The 21609-nt window shown below is 65.4% G+C and carries 18 protein-coding genes; 7 read left to right on the forward strand and 11 right to left on the reverse strand.

Going from position 1 to position 21609, the window contains the following annotated elements; all coding sequences use genetic code 11:
* Window positions 1–89: 89 nt before the first annotated feature.
* From A5645_RS22000 to A5645_RS22010, 3 genes are read right to left on the reverse strand one after another with little or no spacing between them, the layout of a single operon-like run.
* Window positions 90–995 (reverse strand): SAM-dependent methyltransferase, encoded by a 906-nt coding sequence (locus tag A5645_RS22000; RefSeq protein WP_065131020.1) that lies wholly within the window; start codon window positions 993–995, stop codon window positions 90–92.
* 11 nt (window positions 996–1006) lie between these two features.
* On the reverse strand, window positions 1007–2338 hold the full coding sequence (locus A5645_RS22005) for an FAD-dependent oxidoreductase (RefSeq protein ID WP_155768118.1): 1332 nt from the start codon (window positions 2336–2338) through the stop codon (window positions 1007–1009).
* Window positions 2331–3254 carry a helix-turn-helix domain-containing protein gene (locus tag A5645_RS22010; RefSeq protein ID WP_065131022.1) on the reverse strand — a complete coding sequence of 308 codons (924 nt, stop codon included), beginning with the start codon at window positions 3252–3254 and terminating at the stop codon, window positions 2331–2333. Before A5645_RS22010 ends, A5645_RS22005 begins: the two co-directional genes overlap by 8 nt.
* A 205-nt stretch (window positions 3255–3459) precedes the next feature.
* Between A5645_RS22010 and A5645_RS22015 the strand changes: the two genes are divergently transcribed.
* Together A5645_RS22015 and A5645_RS22020 are read left to right on the forward strand one after the other, a co-directional pair.
* Window positions 3460–4911 carry an aldehyde dehydrogenase gene (locus tag A5645_RS22015; RefSeq protein WP_065131067.1) on the forward strand — a complete coding sequence of 484 codons (1452 nt, stop codon included), beginning with the start codon at window positions 3460–3462 and terminating at the stop codon, window positions 4909–4911.
* A complete protein-coding gene (locus tag A5645_RS22020; protein WP_065131023.1) occupies window positions 4908–5618 on the forward strand; it encodes an alpha/beta fold hydrolase in 711 nt (236 codons plus the stop codon). Before A5645_RS22015 ends, A5645_RS22020 begins: the two co-directional genes overlap by 4 nt.
* A gap of 18 nt (window positions 5619–5636) precedes the next feature.
* On the opposite strand, the gene A5645_RS22025 is transcribed toward A5645_RS22020, so the two are convergent.
* Together A5645_RS22025 and A5645_RS22030 are read right to left on the reverse strand one after the other, a co-directional pair.
* Window positions 5637–6341: a nitroreductase family protein gene (locus A5645_RS22025; protein WP_065035305.1), complete on the reverse strand. Its 705-nt coding sequence runs from the start codon at window positions 6339–6341 to the stop codon at window positions 5637–5639.
* Between the two features lie 15 nt (window positions 6342–6356).
* Window positions 6357–7007, reverse strand: a complete 651-nt coding sequence (locus A5645_RS22030) for an HD domain-containing protein (protein ID WP_065035306.1) — start codon at window positions 7005–7007, stop codon at window positions 6357–6359.
* Between the two features lie 147 nt (window positions 7008–7154).
* Here A5645_RS22030 and A5645_RS22035 point away from each other — a divergent pair, with 147 nt between their 5' ends.
* Complete coding sequence (locus tag A5645_RS22035; protein WP_065035338.1) at window positions 7155–8102, forward strand: GlxA family transcriptional regulator; 948 nt, start codon at window positions 7155–7157, stop codon at window positions 8100–8102.
* Between the two features lie 326 nt (window positions 8103–8428).
* On the forward strand, window positions 8429–10663 hold the full coding sequence (locus A5645_RS22040; RefSeq protein ID WP_065131024.1) for a PPE family protein: 2235 nt from the start codon (window positions 8429–8431) through the stop codon (window positions 10661–10663).
* A gap of 40 nt (window positions 10664–10703) precedes the next feature.
* Here A5645_RS22040 and A5645_RS22045 read toward each other — a convergent pair whose 3' ends face one another.
* On the reverse strand, window positions 10704–13688 hold the full coding sequence (locus A5645_RS22045) for a UPF0182 family protein (protein WP_065131025.1): 2985 nt from the start codon (window positions 13686–13688) through the stop codon (window positions 10704–10706).
* A gap of 86 nt (window positions 13689–13774) precedes the next feature.
* Window positions 13775–14797 (reverse strand): YlbL family protein, encoded by a 1023-nt coding sequence (locus A5645_RS22050; protein ID WP_065131068.1) that lies wholly within the window; start codon window positions 14795–14797, stop codon window positions 13775–13777.
* A gap of 77 nt (window positions 14798–14874) precedes the next feature.
* Here A5645_RS22050 and A5645_RS22055 point away from each other — a divergent pair, with 77 nt between their 5' ends.
* Both A5645_RS22055 and A5645_RS22060 read left to right on the forward strand, forming a co-directional pair.
* Window positions 14875–16263 (forward strand): zinc-dependent metalloprotease, encoded by a 1389-nt coding sequence (locus A5645_RS22055; RefSeq protein WP_155768119.1) that lies wholly within the window; start codon window positions 14875–14877, stop codon window positions 16261–16263.
* A 37-nt stretch (window positions 16264–16300) separates the two neighbouring features.
* Complete coding sequence (locus A5645_RS22060) at window positions 16301–17134, forward strand: TOMM precursor leader peptide-binding protein (RefSeq protein WP_065131027.1); 834 nt, start codon at window positions 16301–16303, stop codon at window positions 17132–17134.
* Window positions 17135–17139: 5 nt separating this feature from the next.
* On the opposite strand, the gene A5645_RS22065 is transcribed toward A5645_RS22060, so the two are convergent.
* Window positions 17140–17313, reverse strand: a complete 174-nt coding sequence (locus A5645_RS22065) for a hypothetical protein (protein ID WP_155768120.1) — start codon at window positions 17311–17313, stop codon at window positions 17140–17142.
* 57 nt (window positions 17314–17370) lie between these two features.
* Between A5645_RS22065 and A5645_RS22070 the strand changes: the two genes are divergently transcribed.
* Window positions 17371–18717: a macrolide-binding ATPase MABP-1 gene (locus tag A5645_RS22070; protein WP_065035312.1), complete on the forward strand. Its 1347-nt coding sequence runs from the start codon at window positions 17371–17373 to the stop codon at window positions 18715–18717.
* Between the two features lie 85 nt (window positions 18718–18802).
* Here the strand turns inward: A5645_RS22070 and A5645_RS27325 are convergent, their stop codons facing one another.
* The 3 genes from A5645_RS27325 to A5645_RS22075 form a co-directional block, all read right to left on the reverse strand.
* A complete protein-coding gene (locus A5645_RS27325) occupies window positions 18803–19066 on the reverse strand; it encodes a WhiB family transcriptional regulator (protein WP_081282326.1) in 264 nt (87 codons plus the stop codon).
* A gap of 131 nt (window positions 19067–19197) precedes the next feature.
* On the reverse strand, window positions 19198–19338 hold the full coding sequence (locus tag A5645_RS27905) for a hypothetical protein (RefSeq protein WP_155768121.1): 141 nt from the start codon (window positions 19336–19338) through the stop codon (window positions 19198–19200).
* Between the two features lie 106 nt (window positions 19339–19444).
* Window positions 19445–21553, reverse strand: a complete 2109-nt coding sequence (locus A5645_RS22075; protein WP_172830589.1) for an ATP-dependent DNA helicase UvrD2 — start codon at window positions 21551–21553, stop codon at window positions 19445–19447.
* Window positions 21554–21609 lie beyond the last annotated feature (56 nt).

Genomic DNA, 21609 nt, shown 5'->3' on the forward strand with positions numbered 1-21609 from the left:
GGATCGGGGCTTCAAACTCATGCGTCAAGCATCGGCGCCCCCGGCGTTCACCTACTTAGGGCAACGAGACCTGTTTCCCACACTTTGGGTCATCGAGCGGTCCGCGCGGCGAGCAAGTATTTGATCGCGCCCTGCCCGTTGGAACTGGTGTCCATGTCACCGACCGGCACCCCCGCCGCCTGCAGCAGGTCGGTCAGGTCGCGGGAGCTGGTGGCCCAGCCGTGCGTTAGCAAGTAATTGTCCGCGTCGTTGCGTTCATGCGTATACGTCAGCCCGCTGAGGTCGGCGTCGAGCCCGTACTGCCGCCAGGTTTCCCCCAGCTCCGCCATCAAGGTTCCGATGGACTGGGCCCCGCGTGGCAAGTGGTCGGCGATCAGTCGGCTGCCCGGGGCGCTGAGTGCGGTGATGTCGTCGAGCATGTGATTCTGCGCGTCACCGGGGAGATACCCGATCATCAGTCCCTCAAGCATCCACGCGCTGGGCCGTGAGCTGTCAAAGCCTGCCTCCTGCAGCGCCGTTGGCCAGTCCTGGCGTAGATCGGTTCCCACCGTGCGCAATTCGGCCGCCGGGCTCGCGCCGATCTCGGCCAATGTCGAGCGCTTGAACTCGAGCACCGCGGGTTGATCGATCTCGTAAACCACGGCGTCCGCCGGCCATGCCAACCGGTAGACACGCGAATCCAGCCCCGAGCCGACGATCACAGCCTGCTGGATACCGGCGGCCGTCGCGTCCGGGAAGAACTGGTCGAAGAAGTGCGCCCTTACCGCGAAAAAATCTGCTATCCAGGCACTTCCGAGATCGGAATACTCGAGGTCGCCGCGTGCCAATCGCGCGAAGAAATCGACACCGGCAGCGCTGACCAGGGGTGCGGCATAGGGATCGTTGATGATCGGCTTTGGCTGCCTGCTGGCCGCTGCCCTGGCCGCAGCGACCATGGTGGCTGTCACACCCACGCTAGTCGCCAGGTCCCAGGTGTCGTTCTCACTTCGTGCCATGTTGTCCCTTCTCATCGAATGACGGTGCGCAGCAACGTTGATGCGGTGGTGAGCGGCCCACGTCGACCGACCATATTCATCAGGTGCAGGAATCGCTGAAACACCAATGGATCGGTCTGTGCCGCGGTAACCATGCGATCAACAACTGCATTTCGCATCCGGACCGACGCGGTTCGCTTCCCCGCGATCTGCGGCAGCGCGAGGTCAGAACTCACCGCCATCCGCCAAGCCACACCCACTTCTTTCGCCGCGCGGCGAAAGAATCGCCGCGGCAGATCTCCGTCGCCGTGGCGCAGGCAATCGCGCAGGATCAGTGCCTCGATGGCGGCGATCGTCATGCCTTGGCCGTAAAGCGGGTTGAAACTGCACATGGCGTCCCCCAGCACGATCAGGCCGTCGGGCGTGTGGGGCAGCTTGTCGTACCGCCGCCACCGGTTAGCCGGGAACTTGTACTGCGTGACGTCGGCAAGTGGTTCCGCGGACCGCGCGGCCGCCAGCACATGTGGTGGTGCGACATCTGTCAGGCAGTCGAACAACGCGGCACGGTCGGTGGGCGCTGGATGACCTGCCAGCGTCTGCACGGCCAGCATGTAGTTGTCATTCTCGCCGGCGAACATCGCAAAGGCCAAGGGGCGATTCGGCTCGGCCGCGGTGAGGACCATGTTTTCCCGCAATCTGCCGGGCGCTACGTAGACCGGCAAACCTGAGTAGGTGACGTGGACCTTCAGTTCATCTTCGAGTGGCCGACGATAGCCCAGTTGCTCGAGCAGGATTGGGGTCCGTGAGCCGCGGCCGGTGGCGTCTACCACGAGATCTGCTGCGAGGGTTCGCTCCGCACCAGAGTCGCGCCGTGCCAACACCACACCGGTCACGCGACCGCGCTGCTGCGTCGATGTCAGCCGTACCGCGTCGTGGGCTTCGGCGAACGTCACATTGCCAATGGCCTGCACTCGGCGACGCAACCGCCACTCAAGAAACGGTCGGTGCGCGTAATGGACGACGATCGACCCCGGGTCCGGGATCCTGCCGGAACGCAGCAGTTGGCTTCCCCCGAAGGTCATGCATAGCCGTGACAGGTCACCGTCGTCCCAGACCCGCGCACCGCCGGCGACCAGGTCGGTAAGAAAGCCGGGGAACAGCTCCTCCATGCTTTGCGTTGCGCGTGCGGACGGGATGTGTGGCAGGGCGCCCTGAGGAGTTCCCCGACGGTTCAGCGGGCCGTTGGGTAACGAATCACGTTCGACGACAGTCACGTCGCCGTAATGATCAGCAAGCACCCGGGCGGCCAGCAGTCCGGCAATGCCGGCCCCGAGCACGACGGCACTACCGCTCGATTCAGACACCTTCGGCTCCAAGCTTGTTCGCCCGATATTCGGTCGGTGTGATGGCGAGCCGCCGACGCATCACGGTGGCCAGGTGTTGCGGACTGGCGAACCCGCATAGCTCCGCGATTTCACCGATACTCAAGGAGGGGTTACCCAGCAGCTCGCAGGCTTTCGCGACACGGCGGTTCATCAACCACCGATGGGGCGGCTCCCCCATGCCTTCACGGAACAGTGTTGCCACGCGCGCCGCGGACAGTCCTACCAGTCCGGCGAGGTCGTCCAGGCCGACATCATCGGACACGTGCGCTTCGAGATAGTCGACCAGCCGCTTCAGTCGCCAATCACGATAGCCGGCAACACTTCTCTCGCTTCTGGGAATCGAACCGGACAGGCTGGAATGCTCCCGGATCAGGCGAACGGCCAGATGCTGGGCGAGCAGGTCGATCGTCATTGCCGAATACGCGTCGGGGTAGCTCATCTCGCGAACGATTTGACGGCCGATGCTTTCCACGAACGGATCACGCGAGCACATCGGGTCGATGAGGGATACGGAGCCGGCTGTCTTCAGCACACCGCTCTGCGCGGCGACGCGTTCGACCAGCCTGTGCGGTAGATACACGTGCAGGTAACTGAACGGCCGCTCTGACCTGAATATCCCTCGGGGATGTTCGCCGGCCGCGACCAGGTTCATATGGAACGCCGGATGCGGGCGGCTCCACTTCTTGCGGCCGTTGGCGAAGTAGGTGTGGTGGTGGTTGCCGGTGAGCGCGAGGGCAACCAGATCTATGTTTTCCCGCGCCGGCCCCCGCAGCTCGTAGACCGGCTCACCGTGAAAGCGCCAGATCGCCGCTGACACGCCGTGGCTCGCAGACGTGATGCGCTTGTGCGGCGCGAAACCCACCGCACTCGCGATGTTCTCGGGCGCGGTGGCCACCGTATAAGTGCACGAGGAATCGAGGAGTGGTCGCGAAATCACAAGTGCCAGTTTGGGGTCGGTGACGAACCGTCAAGGCCGGGTATCGAGACACTTTTCCCTCAAATCGCGACACGTCACATGGATGTGCATCGCATGTACACGGCACATGCCAGAGACACGCGTCGGGTGACGCGCTTCCGGTAGAAGGGTGACGAACGAAAGGATCGCAGTGGACTTGATTGAGGGGAAGCTCTTTAGCGACGGGCAGTTTCGCGACGCCGAGGGTGTCGAGCCGGTGCTGGAAGCCGCGACAGAAGCGGTCCTGGGTCTCGGAGCGAGCGCCTCCCGCGGTGACATCGACGACGCCGTGGCCGCGGCCCGGCGCGCGCTCCCCGGCTGGCGGTCGACTCCGCCCACCGACCGCGCCAAAGCCCTCTATCGGCTGGCCGACGCGCTCGAGGCACGAGCGCCCCACACGAGTGAGCTGTGCACCCGGGAGACGGGCGCCCCTATCGCGTACTCCCGGCAGGCGAACGGGTTCCTGCCGACGGTGATTTTTCGGTACTACGCCGGATTGATCGATGCAACCGAAACCGAGGAGTTCAGGCCAAGTCTCGCGGGGCACACCCTGGTGCGACAGGAGCCGATCGGCGTGGTGGGCGCCATCGTTCCATGGAATGTGCCCCAACTCCTGGCGACGATGAAGCTGGCCCCGGCACTGGCGGCGGGCTGCACCGTGGTCTTCAAACCGGCGCCCGAGACGGCGCTGGACGCGCTGGCGATCGCACAGGCGGCCGTCGAGGCCGGCCTACCACCCGGCGTTCTCAACGTCGTCCCGGGCGGACGTGAGGTCGGCGCGTATTTGGTCGCTCACCCCGATATTGACAAGGTGGCGTTCACCGGGTCGACGGACACGGGACGGCTCATCGGGCAGACGTGCGGGCAACTTGTCCGGCCCATAACGCTGGAGCTGGGTGGGAAATCTGCCGCCATCATCCTGGACGACGCCGACTTGGAATTCACCATCCAAGGCCTGCGAACGGTGTCCTTCGGCAACAACGGCCAATTGTGTTACGCCAGCACCCGAATCCTCGCGCCGCACAGCCGCTATGGGGAGTTCGTCGACGCGCTCGCCGAGATGGCTGACGCGCTGGTCGTCGGGAACCCGCTCGACGAGGCGGTCGAGATCGGCCCGATGGTTAGTTCGCGCCAGCAGCAACGCGTATTGAACTATATCGAGATCGGGAGGGGCGAAGGCGCCCGAATCGTCACGGGCGGCGGTGTACCGGCAGGTTGCCGCCGCGGCTGGTATGTGGCGCCGACGGTGTTTGCCAACGTGCACAATTCGGCGCGAATCGCCCGCGAGGAGATCTTCGGACCGGTGCTGGCGGTGATCCCCTACGAGTCGGATCGTGAAGCGATCGACATCGCCAATGACTCGGAGTTCGGACTCGCGGGCAGCGTGTGGTCGTCCGACGAGGTACGGGCGACGCAGGTGGCCGGTGCCGTCCAGACGGGAACGATCGGCATCAACATGTATCAGCCCGACTTGGGCGCCCCCTTCGGCGGCATCAAGGCCAGCGGTTTCGGCCGTGAACTCGGGCCTGAGGGTTTGGCCGCCTATCAGACGACCAGGTCGATCTTCAATGCGGCCGGCGCCGCTGCAGCACGGTGAACCCGTCCGCAACGTACGTCCTGGTCCCCGGCAGCTGGCACGGCGGCTGGTCCTGGCAACCGGTAGCCAAACGGCTTCGCGCGCAGGGGCATCGGGCGGTCACCCTGACGCTCCCCGGCCTCGGCGACGGCGATGACTCCTCAGGACACCGGCTCAGCGACGCGGTCGACCACATCGTTCGCGAAGTGCGTCGCCTGCCGTCCGACAACGTGGTCCTGGTTGCCCACAGCTGGGGTGGCTACCCCGCCACCGGCGCGGCCGGACTACTTGTCGGGCGCGTCAGCAAGATCGTGTACCTCAATGCGCAGATACCGGTTCGGGGCAGAAGCCTGGTGGACGACGATCCACCGGAGCTGCGCGAACACAATCTGCGGTTGATCGCCGAATCAGCGACCGGCTCCATTGCGGCCACGCTCGAAGACGTACAGCGGGGGTTCATGCAAGACGTAGCGCCCGAGCTGCAGCGACTGGTCGCTGACCTGCTCACCCCGCAGCCCGGCCGCTACTTCACCGACGCTCTTGATGTCGATGCGGCGACGCTTGGCATTCCCGTCGCCTATCTCGCCAGCGACCGCGATCAGGCGTTGCAGTGGCCGGCCGCTGAGTTCGCGGCCCGGCTCAACGTGCCACCCATCCCTGTCCCGGGCACCCACAACGCCATGCTGACCCATCCGGACGAAATTGCCCAAGCGATCCTGACCGTCTGAACAGCGGTGCGCGAAAAATTACCCCACGGCCGTCAGAACCGTTTCGGGACCGTCCTGAGGCGGCCACAACGGTTGCGGCACCTCGACACCGAACGGTGCATCCCAGTGGTTCCGGGACGAAACCTCCTGCACCGGAAGCCGGTTGGCTGCAACACCCCACCGGCCGCGCGGGTAGCCCAGGGCTAACATGGCCGACATCTTCCAGCCCTGCTCGACCGGCACGCCCAGCAACTCGTTCACCTTGTCCTCGCAATTGCGGAGCACCATGGTCATGACGCCGCCGACTCCCTCGGCACGCGCGGCGAGCAGTGCGCTCCAGATCGCCGGATAGATGTTGGCACCACCGAGATCGTCGATGGCGTAGACGAATAGCAGCAACGGAATTTCCTCGAAGTGGTCGGCGAGGTAGTTTCCCGAGCCCTTGATCCGCCGCATGTTCTCGGCGTGCGCGGCCGCGTCCACACCCGGTGCCGCAACCGCCATCGGCCCCGTCCCCGAGCTGAACTTTTCGTATTCCAGCGCGCGGGCCTGCCGAAAGAGTTGAGCGAACTCGCCTTTGAGTTCCGGGTCATCCACCGCCAGGAAGTGCCAGCGTTGGGTGTTACCGCCGTTCGGCGCGCGAACGGCCGCATCGATGATCCGCGCCTGGGTCTCCAGCGGAATCGGGTCCGGCTGTAACCGCCGCATCATTCTGGTCGTGTACAGGGCCTCATAGACATCCATCGGTCACTCCTTCCACTACTCGGGCCAGCTGTTGTTGCGGATGATGTCGACGAAGTTCTCACGCTTGAAGTTCGGGTCGAAGTGCGCGAGCACGTCGTCGTTCATGGTGCCGAAGGTGCTCTCCGGGCGGTGCTTCATGCCCTCGTTGAACGCCGCGATGATGCGATTCTTGAAGTCCGGACGCGGGTGGGCAGCCGTCACCGCGTCCAACGACTCGGGCATCAGGTCGTCGCGGCCCATGCCCAGCACGTCAGTCTCCACACCGGCTGTGACCAATGCGATTTCGGGGTCCAGGAACTCCGGCACGCCAGGAGTCGTGTGCAGCGCAATACCTAGCCACACCTTTTCGGCATCGGCCGGGTCGTAGCCGCGCTCGAGCAGGAAGTCGCGCGCCGCGTTCGCGCCATCGACCTCGAAGCGCAATTTGGAGCTCCGGTAGCGCGGCGTCAGCCCGATGTCGTGGAACATCGCGCCGACGTACAGCAACTCCAGGTCAGGCTGCAGGCCCAGCCGACGGCCGTGCAGTGCACCGAACAGGAACACCCGTCGGGAATGGTCGAAAAGCAGATCGTCTTCGACGTCGCGGATGTACTCGGTAACCTCGCGTACCAGCGGCGTGTCGGGGATGACGATGCCGGCTACGGCTTCGATCGAGTGAGTGGTCATGGTTTCCTCCTCGGTTTGGTGTGATCAGTGTGAGCCGTTGCACTGCTGATGGTTCGCGGCATTTGTGCCGTGATTCCCACAAAAACCGACACGAGTCAGCAGAATGGGTGGGTGCGGTCCGCAATCCATGCCAACGGGGCTCCTCGGGTGGTGGTGATCGTCGTCTTCGACGACGTGACCATGCTGGACGTTGCCGGCGCGGGCGAGGTCTTTGCCGAGGCCAATCGGTTCGGCGCCAATTACCGGTTGAAGATCGCATCAATCGACGGCGGCGACGTCGTCACCTCGATCGGCACCCGGCTGGGCGTCACCGATGCCATTTCCTCGATCGAGTCGGCCGACACCGTCATGGTCGCCGGCAGCGACCACCTGCCCCGGCGGCCGATCGACCCTGCCCTCGTCGAGGCGGTCAGATCGGTTGCGCGCCGGACCAAGCGGCTGGCGTCGATCTGCACCGGATCGTTCATCCTGGCGCAGGCCGGCCTGCTCAACGGCCGGCGCGCGACCACGCACTGGCATGACGTCCGGTTGTTCGCTCGCGCCTTCCCCAAAATTACCGTCGAACCGGACGCAATTTTCGTCCGCGACGGCGACATCTTCACCTCAGCCGGGATTTCGGCCGGCATCGACCTGGCCCTGGCCCTGGTCGAAGCGGATCACGGGACCGACCTGGTTCGCGCCGTGGCCCGCTGGTTGGTCGTGTACCTCAAGCGCGCCGGCGGCCAGTCGCAATTCTCGGTGCTCGTCGAGGCCGACCCACCGCCGGAGTCTCCGCTGCGCAAGGTCACCGATGCCATCTCGGCCGACCCGGCGGCTAACCACAGCGTGAATTCGCTCGCGGCGCGGGCCTCTTTAAGCACTCGGCAGCTGACTCGGCTTTTCCAGTCCGAGCTCGGCACCACGCCGGCCCGCTACGTGGAGTTGGTGCGCATAGATGCCGCCCGCGCCGCACTCGATGCCGGCCGCACGGTGGCCGACACCGCACGGTTGGCGGGGTTCGGCAGCGCCGAAAGCCTGCGTCGGGTGTTTGTCGACCACCTCGGCGTCTCCCCGAAGGCCTACCGGGAGAGATTCCGCACCGCGTCGCGCGGCTGAAGATCATAAGCGCGCCAGCTTCCGAAATCGTTTTGCGCCCAGGGACATAGCGCTCGCCATGATCGGAGCGCCGTCGGAAAGTTTCAACCAGCCTTGGCTGTTGTTAGCTACTCACGATCTGCTCAGGCGCAGACAAGGCGTGCAGCCAAGGTAAAAACTTTGCAGATTCGCGGCATGACGCATCGCATCGGCGTTATCCTCTGCAACGCAGAAAACTTAGCTGAACAATCGCATGAGGATTCAGAAAATCCGAGGCCACAGTGTCTTAGGTCGAATAATGATGCGACCGCACCGGATTCACTGACTTGGCATGGGAAGGCACGGTAGTGAACTTTTGGATATTGCCGCCGGAGTTGAACTCGGCACGGATGTTTTCCGGTGCGGGCTCGACGCCGTTGCTGGCGGCCGCGGCGGCCTGGGAGGGCTTGGCTTCTGAGCTTGGTGCGGCGGCATCGTCGTTTGTTTCGGTCACCTCCAATTTGGCGGGGCAGGCTTGGCAGGGTGCGGCGTCGGCGGCAATGGTGGCCGCTGCGGCTCCTTATGCCGGTTGGCTCGATGCCGCCGCGGCACAGGCTGCGGGCGCAGCGGGTCAGGCGCGGGTGATGGTCAGCGTATTCGAGGCTGCGCAGGCGGCGACAATTCATCCGTTGGTCGTGGCTGCCAACCGCAACGCCTTTGTGCAGCTGGCGCTTTCGAATTTGCTGGGTCAGAATGCGCCGGCGATAGCGGCTGCTGAGGACGCGTATATCGAGATGTGGGCCAGGGATGTGGCCGCGATGGTGGATTACCACAGCGGTGCGTCCGCAGCACTCGCCCAGCTGACGCCATGGCAAGACGCGCTGGGAAACCTATCGGGGCTGACTTTCCTGCCGGGTCAACAGATCCATAGCGCCGCCGCCGCCGTCACCGACCTGGCTTCGAACTTCGGGTTTGGCAACCTTGGAAATGGCAACGTCGGCAACGGTAACACCGGTGATAGCAATTTCGGAAATGGGAACACCGGAAATGGAAATTTTGGCAGTGGAAATAACGGCAATGGGAACATCGGCAGCTCAAACATCGGCAAGAGCAACTTCGGGAGCGGAAACACAGGCAATTCAAATATTGGCCTCGGAAACAGCGGCCCCACTGGCGGGCAAAACAACTTCGGAATAGCTAACTCCGGTAGCAACAATACAGGCCTCAGTAATCACGGCGATTACAACTCGGGTGCCGGCAACCTGGGCAACCACAATAACGGGTTTGCGAACTTTGGGAACAACAATATCGGCTTCGGCAACCACGGTAGCAACAACATCGGCATCGGACTCAACGGCAGTAATCAAATAGGTCTGGGCGGATTAAACTTTGATGGTAAAACCTGGAATATCGGCTTCGGAAACACGGGCAGCTACAACCTAGGCTTCGGCAACAGCGGTATCAACAACGTCGGATTCGGCAACACCGGCAACGGTAATATCGGCATCGGACTCACCGGCGACGGGCAGCTGGGCTTCGGCGCGCTCAACTCCGGCACAGGCAATGTTGGCTTCGGGAATTCGGGTACTAACAACATCGGTTTCTTCAATTCGGGCAGTGGAAACACCGGGTTCGGCAACTCGGGCAGCACAAACTGGGGGATAATAAACTCCGGTAGCGTCAACACCGGCATCGGGAACACCGGAACCACCAACACCGGATTATGGAACGCAGGGACCTTGAACACGGGATTCTTCAATCCAGGTTCCACCAATGTCGGTTTTGCGAATGCTGGTGACACCAACATGGGCAATTTCAACTCGAGCAACAACGACATGGGTAGCTTCAACTCGGGCGGTCACAATGTCGGCAGCTTCAACGCCGGCGTCAACAACACCGGCAGCTTCAATTCGGGTAATTTGAACACCGGAAACTTCAACTCTGGCGTGAGAAACACGGGCTCCTTCAACTCGGGCTCGGGAAATACCGGCACCCACAACTCAGGTACCGGGAGCACCGGCTTCGCGAACTCAGGTGACACGAATACGGGTGCGTTCAACGCCGGCGACCGCAATACCGGAGTTGGCAGCTCAGACGATCAATCGGTCGCGAACTCGGGATTCGGCAACACGGGCACGGCTAATTCCGGCTTCTTCAATTCGGGTCAGGGCAACTCAGGCTATGGAAACTCGGGCCTCGGCGGTAACACCTCCGGCCTCAACAATTCGGCCGCTCAGGGTTTCACCTCGGGCTACGGGAACTCACTAAGCGGCGGTTTCAGCTCCGGCTTTTGGAACTCGGGGACCGGCGAGCTTGACTCGGGCTTCTTGAACTCGACCACCCACGGGCACAACTCAGGCTTCCTGAACACGGGCTTCGGCGACAACGTCGGCATCTCCAACTCGGGCACCGCCGGCTTCAACGTTGGCGTGTTGAACTCGGGTGACGACCTCGCCGGCGGTAACGCAGGCTTTTTCAATTTTGGAATCGGCGGTCATAACTCGGGCTTTTACAACTCGGGCAGCGAACCAAACCCGGGCGATCCCAACAACTCGGGCGGTTTCAACACCGGTACTGGACAATCGGGGTTCTTCCGACCGTAAGACACGGACGCACGCTCGCCCCGCAGAGCGGGCGGACAGGTTACTTCGTGTTGTTGAACTTGGTGATGGCCTCGTCGAGCCGCTGCAGCGCCGACCCGTAACCGGCGAAGTCACCCTTCTTCTGCGCGTCTCTTGCTGCGCCAATGGCAGCCTGAATCTCTTGCAGGGCAGCGGCTTTGGCGGGTGAGAGGGTTTGCGCACCGTCCGGTGGGGGTGGTACGGCCGCAGTTGGCGGTGGTGTCCCGGGCCCGGCTGCCGGGGGCGCCGGCAGGTTCGCGGGCGGACTCGCCGGGGCACCGACCTCGGTCGGCTGGATTCCGGTGGCGGCCGCACCCGCGCCGGGTCCGAACAACGCGGTCAGGGCGTCACCCACGGTGGGCCCGTAGCCGACCTTGTCGTTGTACATCATCGCCACCCGGATCAGACGTGGATACGAGGATGCCGCGTCACTGGCACCCGGCGAGGCGTAGACCGGTTCGACGTAAAGCAGCCCACCCTGGCCCACCGGGAGGGTGAGCAGGTTGCCCCACCGGATCCGGTTCTGGTTGTCGCGACCGATCACACCGAGGTCCTGGGACACCGCCGGATCGGTGGTGATCGCATTGTTGGCCAACTTCGGCCCGTTCACCTGACCGGGGATCGTCAGCACCGTGATCCTGCCGTAGGTGGCCGGATCGGAACTGGCCGTGATGTAGGCGGCCAGATAGTCGCGCTTGAACCTGTTCATCGCGCTGGTCAATTGATACGACGCCGAATTATCATTCTTCGCAATGTTTTTCGCGACGATGTAGTACGGCGGCTGATAGCTGCTGGCGGTCGGATTCGGGTCCAGCGGCACGTCCCAGAAGTCCGACGTGGAGAAGAACGTTACCGGGTCGTTGACGTGGTACTTGGCCAGCAACATGCGCTGCACCTTGAACAGGTCCTCGGGATAGCGCAGGTGCTCGGCGAGCTCGGGCGAGATGTCGCTCTTGGGCTTGACGGTTCCGGGGAAGACCCGCATCCAGGCCTTGAGCACCGGGTCGTTCTCGTCCTGCTGGTAGAGCGAGACGGTGCCGTCATAGGCGTCCACAGTCGCCTTCACCGAATTGCGGATGTAGGAAACCTTCTTATCGGGAGCCAGCCGGTTGAACGCCACTTCGGTGGAGTCCGCGGTCGCCGATGACAGGGAGGTCAGTTCGGAGTACGGGTAGTTGTCCAGTGTGGTGTAGCCGTCGATGATCCAGACCAGTCGCTTGTTGACGACCGCCGGGTAGACGGAGCTGTCGGTGGTCAGCCAGGGCGCCACCGCCTCCACCCGCTGCGCCGGATCACGGTTGAACAGGATCCGGCTGTTGTTGCCGATCACGTTGGAGAACAGGAAGTTTCGCTCGGCGAACTTCGCAGCGAACACAGTGCGGGACAGCCAGCTGCCGATCGGCACCCCACCGGCGCCGGTGTATGTGTAGTTCTTGGTCTCGGTGCTGGTCTCGTAGTCGTACTCGCGGTCGGCCCCGGTCTTCCCGACGATCGCGTAGTCGGCCGACGTGTTGGAGATCACCGGTCCGAAGTAGATCCGTGGCTGGTCCAGGGGCGCTGGACCGTCGGAGACCACGTTGCCGTTGGCGCCCACCACGTTGACCAGGAACTCCGGGTAGCCGCCATTCTGGTTCGGGTCGTTGGCGACCCCGCGCACCGTGTTGGCCGGCGAGGCGATAAACCCATTGCCGTGGGTGTAGACGGTGTGGCGGTTGATCCAGTCGCGCTGGTTTTCGATCAGCCGGTCGGGGTTGAGTTCCCTTGCGGCGACGACATAGTCGCGCAGGTTGCCGTTGCGGTCGAGGTAGCGGTCGATGGAGAGCTGGTCGGGGAAGTTGTAGAAGTTCTTGCCCTGCTGGAATTGGGTGAAGGCGGGGCTGATGATGGTCGGGTCGAGCAACCTGATGTTGGACGTGGTGGCGCGGTCGGCGGCGACCTGCTGCGCCGTGGCTTGCCCGTCGCCGGTGTAGTTACGGTAGGTCACCACGTCGGGCGTCAGACCGTACGCTTGCCGGGTCGCGGTGATACTTCGGCTGATGTATTCGCTTTCCTTCTGCGCCGCATTGGGTTTGACGCTGATCTGCTCGACGATCAGCGGCCAGCCGGCACCCACGATCAGCGATGAGAGCAGCAGCAGAACCAGCCCGATCGCCGGAATGCGCAGGTCCCGCAGCGTGATTGCGGAGAACACCGCCGCCGCGCAGATCAGCGCGATCGCCATCAGAATCAGCTTCGCGGGCAGCACGGCATTGATGTCGGTGTATCCCGCACCGGTGAAGGGCTTGCCACCGCGGGTGTGCGACAGCAGTTCGTACCGATCCAGCCAGTAGGCAACGGCTTTGAGCAGCACCAGCACACCGACCAGGCTGATCAGTTGGATCCTTGCCGACCGACTCAGCGCACCGGCGCGCCCGGACAGCCGGATTCCGCCGAACAGGTAGTGCGCCACCAAACTCGCGACGAGAGCGAGGAACACCGAGACAAACAGGTAGCTGAGCACCAGCCGGTAGAACGGCAACTCGAAGGCGTAGAACCCGAGGTCCTTGCCGAACTGCGGATCCCTGATCCCGAAGTCCCCGCCGTGCAGGAACAGCTGGATCCGCACCCAGTAGCTCTGTGCCACCACCCCGGCCAGCAGGCCGATTGCGGCCGGCACACCGAAGCCCATCAACCGGAGACGCTGCAGCACAACCGCGCGATACCGCGCCACCGGGTCGTTGTCGTTACTCGGGACGAACACGGGGCGAGTCCGGTAGGCCAGCGCCAAAGCGCCGAGCACGATGCCGCCGACCAGCAGGCCCGCCACCAGAAACACCACGATGCGGGTGACCAGCACGGTGGTGAACACCGAGCGATAGCCCAATTCACCGAACCACAGCCAGTCCACGTACGCGTCGATCAGACGCGGGCCGGCCAGCAGCAACACGATCGCACCCAGTGCGATCAGGATCAGAATCCGGCTGCGCCGGGTCAGCTTCGGCATCCTGGCGGCCGGCCGCATTCCCACTGGTTACGCTCCCTGCTCTGTTTCCCCGACGGTCACAACTCTACGCACCGGGCGGCCCCGGCCGGATGGCCCGATCAGCAACCCGGCTAGCAACTCGGGGTGGGCCCGCCAGACGTCATCGCGTGCAAAGCGTCCACCGCCGAACCCAGCGTCTCGACCTTGACCAGCTTCAACCCGGCCGGAATCTGCGAAACCGCTTCGTAGCAGTTCTTCGCGGGCACCAGGAACACCGTGGCGCCGGCCGCCCGGGCCGCGGCCATCTTGTGGGTGATGCCACCGATGGGCCCCACCTTGCCGTCGACACTGATCGTTCCGGTGCCCGCCACGAATGTGGAACCGGCCAGGTCGCCGGTGGTGAGCTTGTCCACCACCGCCAGACTGAACATCAGCCCGGCGGACGGCCCACCGATGTTGGCCAGGTTGAAGCTCACCGAGAACGGCGCCCACGGCGCATCCAGCACCGCGACACCCAGGAACCCGTAGTCGCGATCCTTATTGGTGCCCAGCGTGATTTGCGCAACCCCGGCGGGCTCGTTCTTGCGGCGGTAGTCGATCGTCACCACCTGGCCGGGCTTCGTCTTCTTGAGCAAACCGGTGAATTGCTCGACGTTGGCGACCGGGGTGCGGTCGACCGCGTCGATGGCGTCGCCGGGCTTGAGTTTGCTTACGGACGGGCCGCCTTCGCTCACCGAAGCGATGGTGACCGCTTCGGGATACTTCAGGTAGCCGAGCGCGGCGTACTCGGCACTGTCCTCGGAGCTCTTGAAGTCGGCGTTGTTGGCCTTGTCGACTTCGTCGCGCGACTTGCCCGGCGGGTAGATCAGGTCCCGCGGCACCAGCTGCTCCTGCCCGGAGATCCACAGCGTGAGGGCTTCACCAAGGGTCAGGTCGTCGCGTTGGGAAACCGTCGTCATATTCAGGTGGCCCGATGTCGGGTGCGTCTGGGTTCCCTCGATCTGGACGACCTGCTTGCCGTCGACCTCGCCCAGGGTGTCGAACGTCGGACCGGGTCCCAGTGACACGAACGGCACCGTCACCACCGCCAGGAGCACGCCGAACACCACGATCGGCACCAGCGCGACCATCAGGGTCAAAATCCGCCTGTTCACGCCGCTCACCTTAGACGGCGCCGGACAGACCAGTTCAGCTGCGAGCGTGACCGGGGACCGCGCTTTCTGTTTCTGCGGTGGGTACCGTTGAGCCTATGGCTGACCTGCCTTTCGGCTTCTCCGCGGGCGACGACCCCGAGCGCGACAAGCGCGGGAAGGACGATCCCGACTCCGGATCGGGTGCCAACCCGTTCGGTTCGTTCCCCCTGGGCGGCGAGTTCGACATGGCCAACCTCGGCCAGCTGTTCACCCGGCTGGGTGAGATGTTTGGTGGCGTCGGGAGCGCCATGACCTCGGGCAAAGACGCGGGGCCGGTCAACTACGACCTGGCCCGGCAGGTCGCGACGAGCTCGATCGGCTTCGTCGCGCCCATTCCCGCGACCACCAACTCGGCCATCTCCGATGCCGTGCATCTGGCGGAGACCTGGTTGAACGGGGCGACGGCGCTGCCCGCCGGCACCACCAAAGCGGTGGGCTGGAGCCCTTCTGACTGGGTCGACAACACGCTGCAGACCTGGAAGCGGCTGTGTGACCCGATGGCCCAGCAGATCTCGGCGGTGTGGGTGCAATCGCTGCCGGAGGAAGCCAAGAGCATGGCCGGCCCGCTGCTGCAGATGATGTCGCAAATGGGCGGCGTGGCGTTCGGGTCGCAGCTGGGCCAGGCGCTGGGCCGGCTGTCCCGGGAAGTGCTGACGTCGACGGAGGTCGGTCTGCCGCTCGGCCCCAAGGGAATTGCCGCGATCCTGCCGGATGCGGTGGAGTCTTTTGCCGCGGGCCTCGAGCAGCCGCGCAGCGAGATCATGACGTTCCTGGCCGCGCGCGAGGCCGCGCATCACCGGCTGTTCAGCCATGTTCCGTGGCTGTCGAGCCAGCTGCTGGGGGCGGTCGAGGCGTATGCGATGGGCATCAAGATCGACATGTCCGGCATCGAGGAACTGGCCCGCGGCTTCAACCCGGCGTCGCTGGCCGATCCCGCCGCGATGGAGCAACTGCTGAGCCAGGGCGTGTTCGAGCCGAAGGCCACGCCTGCACAGACCCAGGCGCTGGAACGGCTCGAGGCGCTGCTCGCGCTGATCGAGGGCTGGGTGCAGACGGTCGTGACGGACGCGCTGGGTGAGCGGCTTCCGGGTGAAGCCGCGCTGAGCGAAACGCTGCGCCGACGCCGGGCCAGCGGCGGCCCGGCCGAGCAGACCTTCGCCACCCTGGTCGGGCTGGAGCTGCGGCCGCGCAAACTCCGCGAGGCCGCAGCACTGTGGGCACGTCTGACCGAGGCCGCCGGCATGGATGCCCGCGACGCGGTCTGGCAGCACCCGGACCTGCTGCCGGGCGCGGACGACCTGGACGACCCGGCGGCGTTCATCGACCGCATCATCGGCGGCGACACCAGCGGGATCGACGAGGCCCTCTCCGACTTGGAAGCCGAACTCGGACGCGACACCGACGATCCTGAGCCTGGGGATAACTGACTGCGTCGACGCGTGTGGCGTGGCAGCGTGACACGTCATGGTCGGGGCCGCCACTTGCCTGTATGCGCTGGATCCGGCGATGCCGGTGCTGCTGCGTCCTGACGGCGTGGTTCAGGTGGGTTGGGATCCGCGTCGTGCCGTGCTGGTCCGTCCGCCGAGCGACCTGACGGCAGCGCGACTCGCCGCCGTGCTGCGGTCCATGCGGTCGCCGACCTCGATCGGCGAACTGCAACGTCAAGCCGGCAAGGACCTGACCGAACTGGTGACCCAGTTGGTCAGCGCCGGGGTGGCGACCCGCGGCGACGGCATGTCCACCGGCCGGGCGGCGTCCATCCGGGTACACGGCCGTGGCCCGCTTTCGGATCTGTTGGTGCAGGCGCTGCGCGGGTCGGGCGTGCGTACCGGCCACAGCAGTCAGCCGCACGCGACTGTCACCGCCGCGGCGGTGGATCTGGTGGTCTTGGCCGACTTTCTGGTGGCCGATCCGCGAATCGTGCGTGACCTGCACACCGCGGGAGTGCCGCACCTGCCGGTGCGGGTGCGCGACGGCACCGGCCTGGTCGGGCCGCTGGTGATACCCGGCGTCACCAGTTGCCTGGGTTGCGCCGACCTGCACCGCCGGGACCGGGACGCCGCATGGCCGGCTATCGCCGCCCAGCTGCGCGACACCGTCGGGGTCGCCGATCGCGCGACGCTGCTGGCCACCGCGGCCTTGGCGCTCAGCCAGGTGCACCGCGTGGTCGCCGCGGTGCGCGGCCGGCAGTCGGATCCGGACCCACCCTCGGCGCTCAACGCCACGCTGGAGTTCGATCTCCACGCCAGCTCGATTGTGGCGCGGCCGTGGACTCGACACCCGCTATGCGATTGCTGAGTTAGTTACCCGAGCCGGCCCTGCTCCGGGACGTTCGACGAGATCGACGCATACGCCCGGCCGAGCGCATCCAGGACATGCTCGTCAAGCGTGCGCTCGTTGCGGTGCCGGTCCAGTGTCTCGATGATCGCCCGATACAGGGCGTCCGCGGCGTCGTGTTGTGTCTGTTTGGCTCCCATGGCGCTCACCATCTACCACGCAGATGAATATTCGGTGCACTTGATGCGCTGGCCGTCGTGGATGATGGGTATGTGTCAGAGATCAAGCGCGGCCGCGCGGCCCGCAATGCAAAGCTGGCCAGCCTGCCGGTGGGCATGGCCGGCCGGGCTGCCCTGGGCTTCGGTAAGCGGCTGACCGGCAAGTCAAAAGACGAGGTCAACGCCGAACTCATGGAGAAGGCGGCCAATCAGCTGTTCACCGTGCTGGGTGAGCTCAAGGGCGGCGCCATGAAGGTCGGTCAGGCGTTGTCGGTGATGGAAGCCGCCATCCCCGAGCAGTTCGGCGAGCCCTACCGGGAGGCGCTGACCAAACTGCAGAAGGACGCCCCGCCGCTGCCGGCCGCCAAGGTGCATCGGGTGCTCGACGCGCAGCTGGGCACCAAGTGGCGCGAGCGCTTCAGTTCCTTCGACGACACCCCCGTCGCGTCGGCCAGCATCGGCCAGGTGCACAAAGCGGTGTGGTCGGACGGGCGCGAGGTAGCCGTGAAGATCCAGTACCCGGGCGCCGATGAGGCGCTGCGGGCCGACCTCAAGACGATGCAACGCATGGTCGGGGTGTTCAAGCAGCTTTCGCCTGGTGCCGATGTGCAGGGCGTGGTCGACGAACTGATCCAGCGCACCGAGATGGAGCTCGACTACCGGCTAGAGGCAGACAACCAGCGCAAGTTCGCCAAGGCGTACGAGGGACACCCGCACTTCGCGATTCCACACGTGGTGGCCAGCGCGCCCAAGGTCGTCATCCAGGAGTGGATCGAAGGCATCCACATGGCCGAGATCATCCGCAACGGCACCCCCGAACAGCGCGATTTGATCGGGGTTCGGCTGCTCGAGCTCACCTTCGACGCACCGCGGCGGCTGGAGATGCTGCACGGGGACGCGCACCCGGGCAACTTCATGCTGCTGCCCGACGGACGGATGGGCGTCATCGACTTCGGCGCCGTGGCTCCCCTGCCCGGCGGCTACCCCGTCGAGCTTGGTATGACGATCCGCCTGGCCCGCGACAAGAACTACGACCTGCTGCTGCCGACGATGGAGAAGGTCGGTTTCATCCAGCGTGGCCAGCAAGTGTCGGTCCGCGAAATCGACGAGATGCTGCGGCAGTACGTCGAACCTATCGAGGTCGAGGTGTTCCACTACAACCGCAAGTGGTTGCAGCGGATGACCGTCAGCCAGTTCGACCGCTCGGTCGCGCAGATCAAGACGGCCCGGCAGATGGACCTGCCACCCAAGCTCGCGATTCCGATGCGGGTGATCGCCTCGGTGGCGGCGATCCTGTGCCAGCTCGATGCGCATGTGCCGATCAAGGCGCTGACCGAAGAGCTGATCCCCGGCTTCAACGAACCGGACGCGGCCGCGCTGGTCTAGCGGCCCCCGCGAGTCCGGGGCCCCGCGAGCAGACGCAAAAGCACCCGCACGCTCGGCGTGTCGGGTGCTTTTGCGTCTGCTCGCCCTAGGCGGCCTCCTTGCGAGGACGCCCACGTGGACGCTTCCGGCTAACGACCGATCCCCGTTCGAAGATCTCGCCGCCCCAAACTCCCCATGGCTCAGCCCTTTCCAACGCCGCAGCTAGGCACTGGCGCCGGATCGGACAGCTGGCGCACAGCGTCTTGGCGCGCTCGAGGTCCGTCGGGGTTTCGGCGAACCACAGGTCGGGATCGCCGGCATGACATGGCAGGACCGGCTGCGTCCGTCTGGGGACTGTCAGAGCCGACATGTCCTGTTCACCTGCTTCCTGGTCGGTTGATTGTCTTCGCGATCCGGACCAGGGAGGTTGCCTCCCAAAAGAAATCGGCCACGGATCCGGTGACTTCGGGTCCGTGGCCATTTGGCGAAATTAGGGGGTCTCTACGTCGAGCCCCGATTCACGGACGCTTCAGTCGCGGCGGCGACACGGTGCTTACCCGCGGCCGCCGGTGCGGCGGCATGCGCGCTGGGCAGGCGGGTAGCCGCCGATACGCCGAACACGCTCATGTTCGTAGTGATCATTGCGGGCCACCCTCCTTCCGGGTCTCGACAGAGGCCAACGTGCATCGAGAGTAGAGAATACCATCGCAGCCTGACAACCGATTTTCTGACCTGCGGAAATGCACCGTCAGCGGGCTTGGCGAACCAGCTCCAGCACGTCGGGTCCGTACTGTTCGAGCTTGCGCGCACCGATGCCGGGGATGGCGATCAGGCCAGCTTCGTCGGTGGGCCGCAGCTCGGCGATCGCGATCAGCGTGTTGTCGCTGAACACGATGTAGGCGGGAACGTCCTGTTCCTTGGCGGTGTCGCGCCGCCAGTCTTTGAGCTGCAGCAGCAGGTCCTCGTCGACGTCGCCGGAACAGGATTCGCAACGCCGCAACATGATCGCCGCCGGCGTGGACAGGTCCTTGTTGCAGACCCGGCAGCGCGCGGGACCCCGGTTGCGGCGCGACTTCGGCGGTGTCGCCTCGACCCGGGTCTGCGGCGCGATGCCGTTGAGGAAGCGCGACGGCTTGCGGCTCTGCCGGCCGCCCGCCGAGCGCGCCAGCGCCCAGCTGAGCGCCAGATGCGTGCGGGCCCTGGTGATTCCGACGTACAGCAGCCGACGCTCTTCTTCGACCGCCTCGCTGTCGGGGCCGTGCGCGAGGGCATGCGAGATGGGCAGCGTGCCGTCGGCCAGTCCGACCAGGAACACCGCATCCCATTCCAGACCCTTGGCCGCGTGCAGGGAGGCCAGGGTGACGCCCTGGACCACCGGTGGGTGCCGCGAGTCGGCCCGTACCCGCAGCTCGGCCACCAAGCCGGGCAGGTCCAGCTGCGGGCGCTGCGCCACCTCGTCGTCGACCAGTTCGGCCAGCGCACCCAGCGCCTCCCAACGATCACGCGCCCGGGTGCCGACCGGTGGCTCGGCGGTGAGCCCGAGCGGCTCCAGCACCCCGCGGACCAGTTCCGGCAGGTCCGGCTGGTCGCCCTCGGCGCCGCGCTCGGCGGCGCGGCGCAGAGCCAGCAGCGCCTGCTTGATCTCTTGGCGGTTGAAGAACCCCTCACCGCCGCGGACCTGGTAGGCGATGCCGGCCGCGGTCAGCGCCTCCTCGTAGACCTCGGACTGGGCGTTCACCCGGTACAGGATCGCGATTTGGGCCGGCGCGGTTCCGGATTCGATAAGTGCGGCGATCTGAGCGGCGACGGCGGCGGCCTCGGTGGCCTCGTCAGGATGCTCGCGGAACGACGGCGCCGGGCCCGGTTCGCGCTGCCCGATCAGCTGCAGCTTGCTGCCCGCGACGCGCCCCCGGGCCGCGGCGATCACTTGGTTGGCCAGCGACACCACCTGCGGGGTGGACCGGTAGTCGCGTTCCAGCCGCACCACCGCCGCATCCGGGAAGCGCCGCGAGAAGTCGAGCAGGAAACGCGGCGAGGCTCCGGTGAACGAGTAGATGGTCTGATTGGCGTCCCCGACGACGGTCAGGTCGTCGCGGTCACCGAGCCAGGCCGTCAACACCCGCTGCTGCAGCGGTGTTACGTCCTGGTACTCGTCGACGACGAAGCAGCGGTAGCGGTCGCGGAACTCCGCGGCCACCGCCGCGTCGTTCTCGATCGCGGCGGCGGTGTGCAGCAGCAGGTCGTCGAAATCAAGCAGCGTGACGGCCTCGTCACGGACCTTCAACGCCTCGTACGCCGTGTAGACGGCCACCACCTTCTCGGCGTCCATCGGAGTGTCGCGGCCGGCGGCGGCCACCGCGCTCGCGTAGCCCTCCGGGACGATCAGGGACGCCTTGGCCCATTCGATCTCGCCGGCGAGGTCCCGTACGTCATCGGTGCTGACGTTGAGCCGGCAGCGGGCGGCCGCGCGGGCGACGACGGCGAACTTGGTGTCCATCAGTTCCCAGCGCGTGTTCCCGACCACCCGCGGCCAGAAGTACCGCAGCTGACGGTGCGCGGCGGCGTGGAAGGTGAGCGCCTGCACCGCCCCGACACCCGAACCGAGCTGTGCCGCCGCGTCAAGCGACCGCAACCGCGACCGCATCTCCCCCGCCGCGCGCTGTGTGAAGGTGACGGCCAGCACCTGGCCGGCCGCGACGTGGCCACCGGCCACCAGCTGAGCGATGCGGTGGGTAATGGTGCGGGTCTTGCCGGTCCCGGCGCCGGCCAGCACACAGACCGGACCGCGCGGGGCCAGCACGGCCTCACGTTGCTCGTCGTCCAGTCCCGCGATCAACGGATCGGCCACCACCGGCATGGCGTCCATCTTGACAGTCCCGGGCGACAAACCTGGCGTGTCGCCCCGGCCGTCGG

It is taken from the genome of Mycobacterium asiaticum, from assembly GCF_001673635.1.
In the GTDB taxonomy this organism is placed as follows: Bacteria; Actinomycetota; Actinomycetes; order Mycobacteriales; family Mycobacteriaceae; genus Mycobacterium; species Mycobacterium asiaticum_C.

What these genes read in the sequence shown, in the direction of transcription:
- A5645_RS27325 (WP_081282326.1), bottom strand. Translation starts at nt 19,066, where the DNA reads ATGTCGGCTCTGACAGTCCCCAGACGGACGCAGCCGGTCCTGCCATGT.
- A5645_RS22030 (WP_065035306.1), bottom strand. Translation starts at nt 7,007, where the DNA reads ATGACCACTCACTCGATCGAAGCCGTAGCCGGCATCGTCATCCCCGAC.
- A5645_RS22000 (WP_065131020.1), bottom strand. Translation starts at nt 995, where the DNA reads ATGGCACGAAGTGAGAACGACACCTGGGACCTGGCGACTAGCGTGGGT.
- A5645_RS22060 (WP_065131027.1), top strand. Translation starts at nt 16,301, where the DNA reads ATGGTCGGGGCCGCCACTTGCCTGTATGCGCTGGATCCGGCGATGCCG.
- A5645_RS22075 (WP_172830589.1), bottom strand. Translation starts at nt 21,553, where the DNA reads ATGCCGGTGGTGGCCGATCCGTTGATCGCGGGACTGGACGACGAGCAA.
- A5645_RS22025 (WP_065035305.1), bottom strand. Translation starts at nt 6,341, where the DNA reads ATGGATGTCTATGAGGCCCTGTACACGACCAGAATGATGCGGCGGTTA.
- A5645_RS27905 (WP_155768121.1), bottom strand. Translation starts at nt 19,338, where the DNA reads ATGATCACTACGAACATGAGCGTGTTCGGCGTATCGGCGGCTACCCGC.
- A5645_RS22065 (WP_155768120.1), bottom strand. Translation starts at nt 17,313, where the DNA reads ATGGGAGCCAAACAGACACAACACGACGCCGCGGACGCCCTGTATCGG.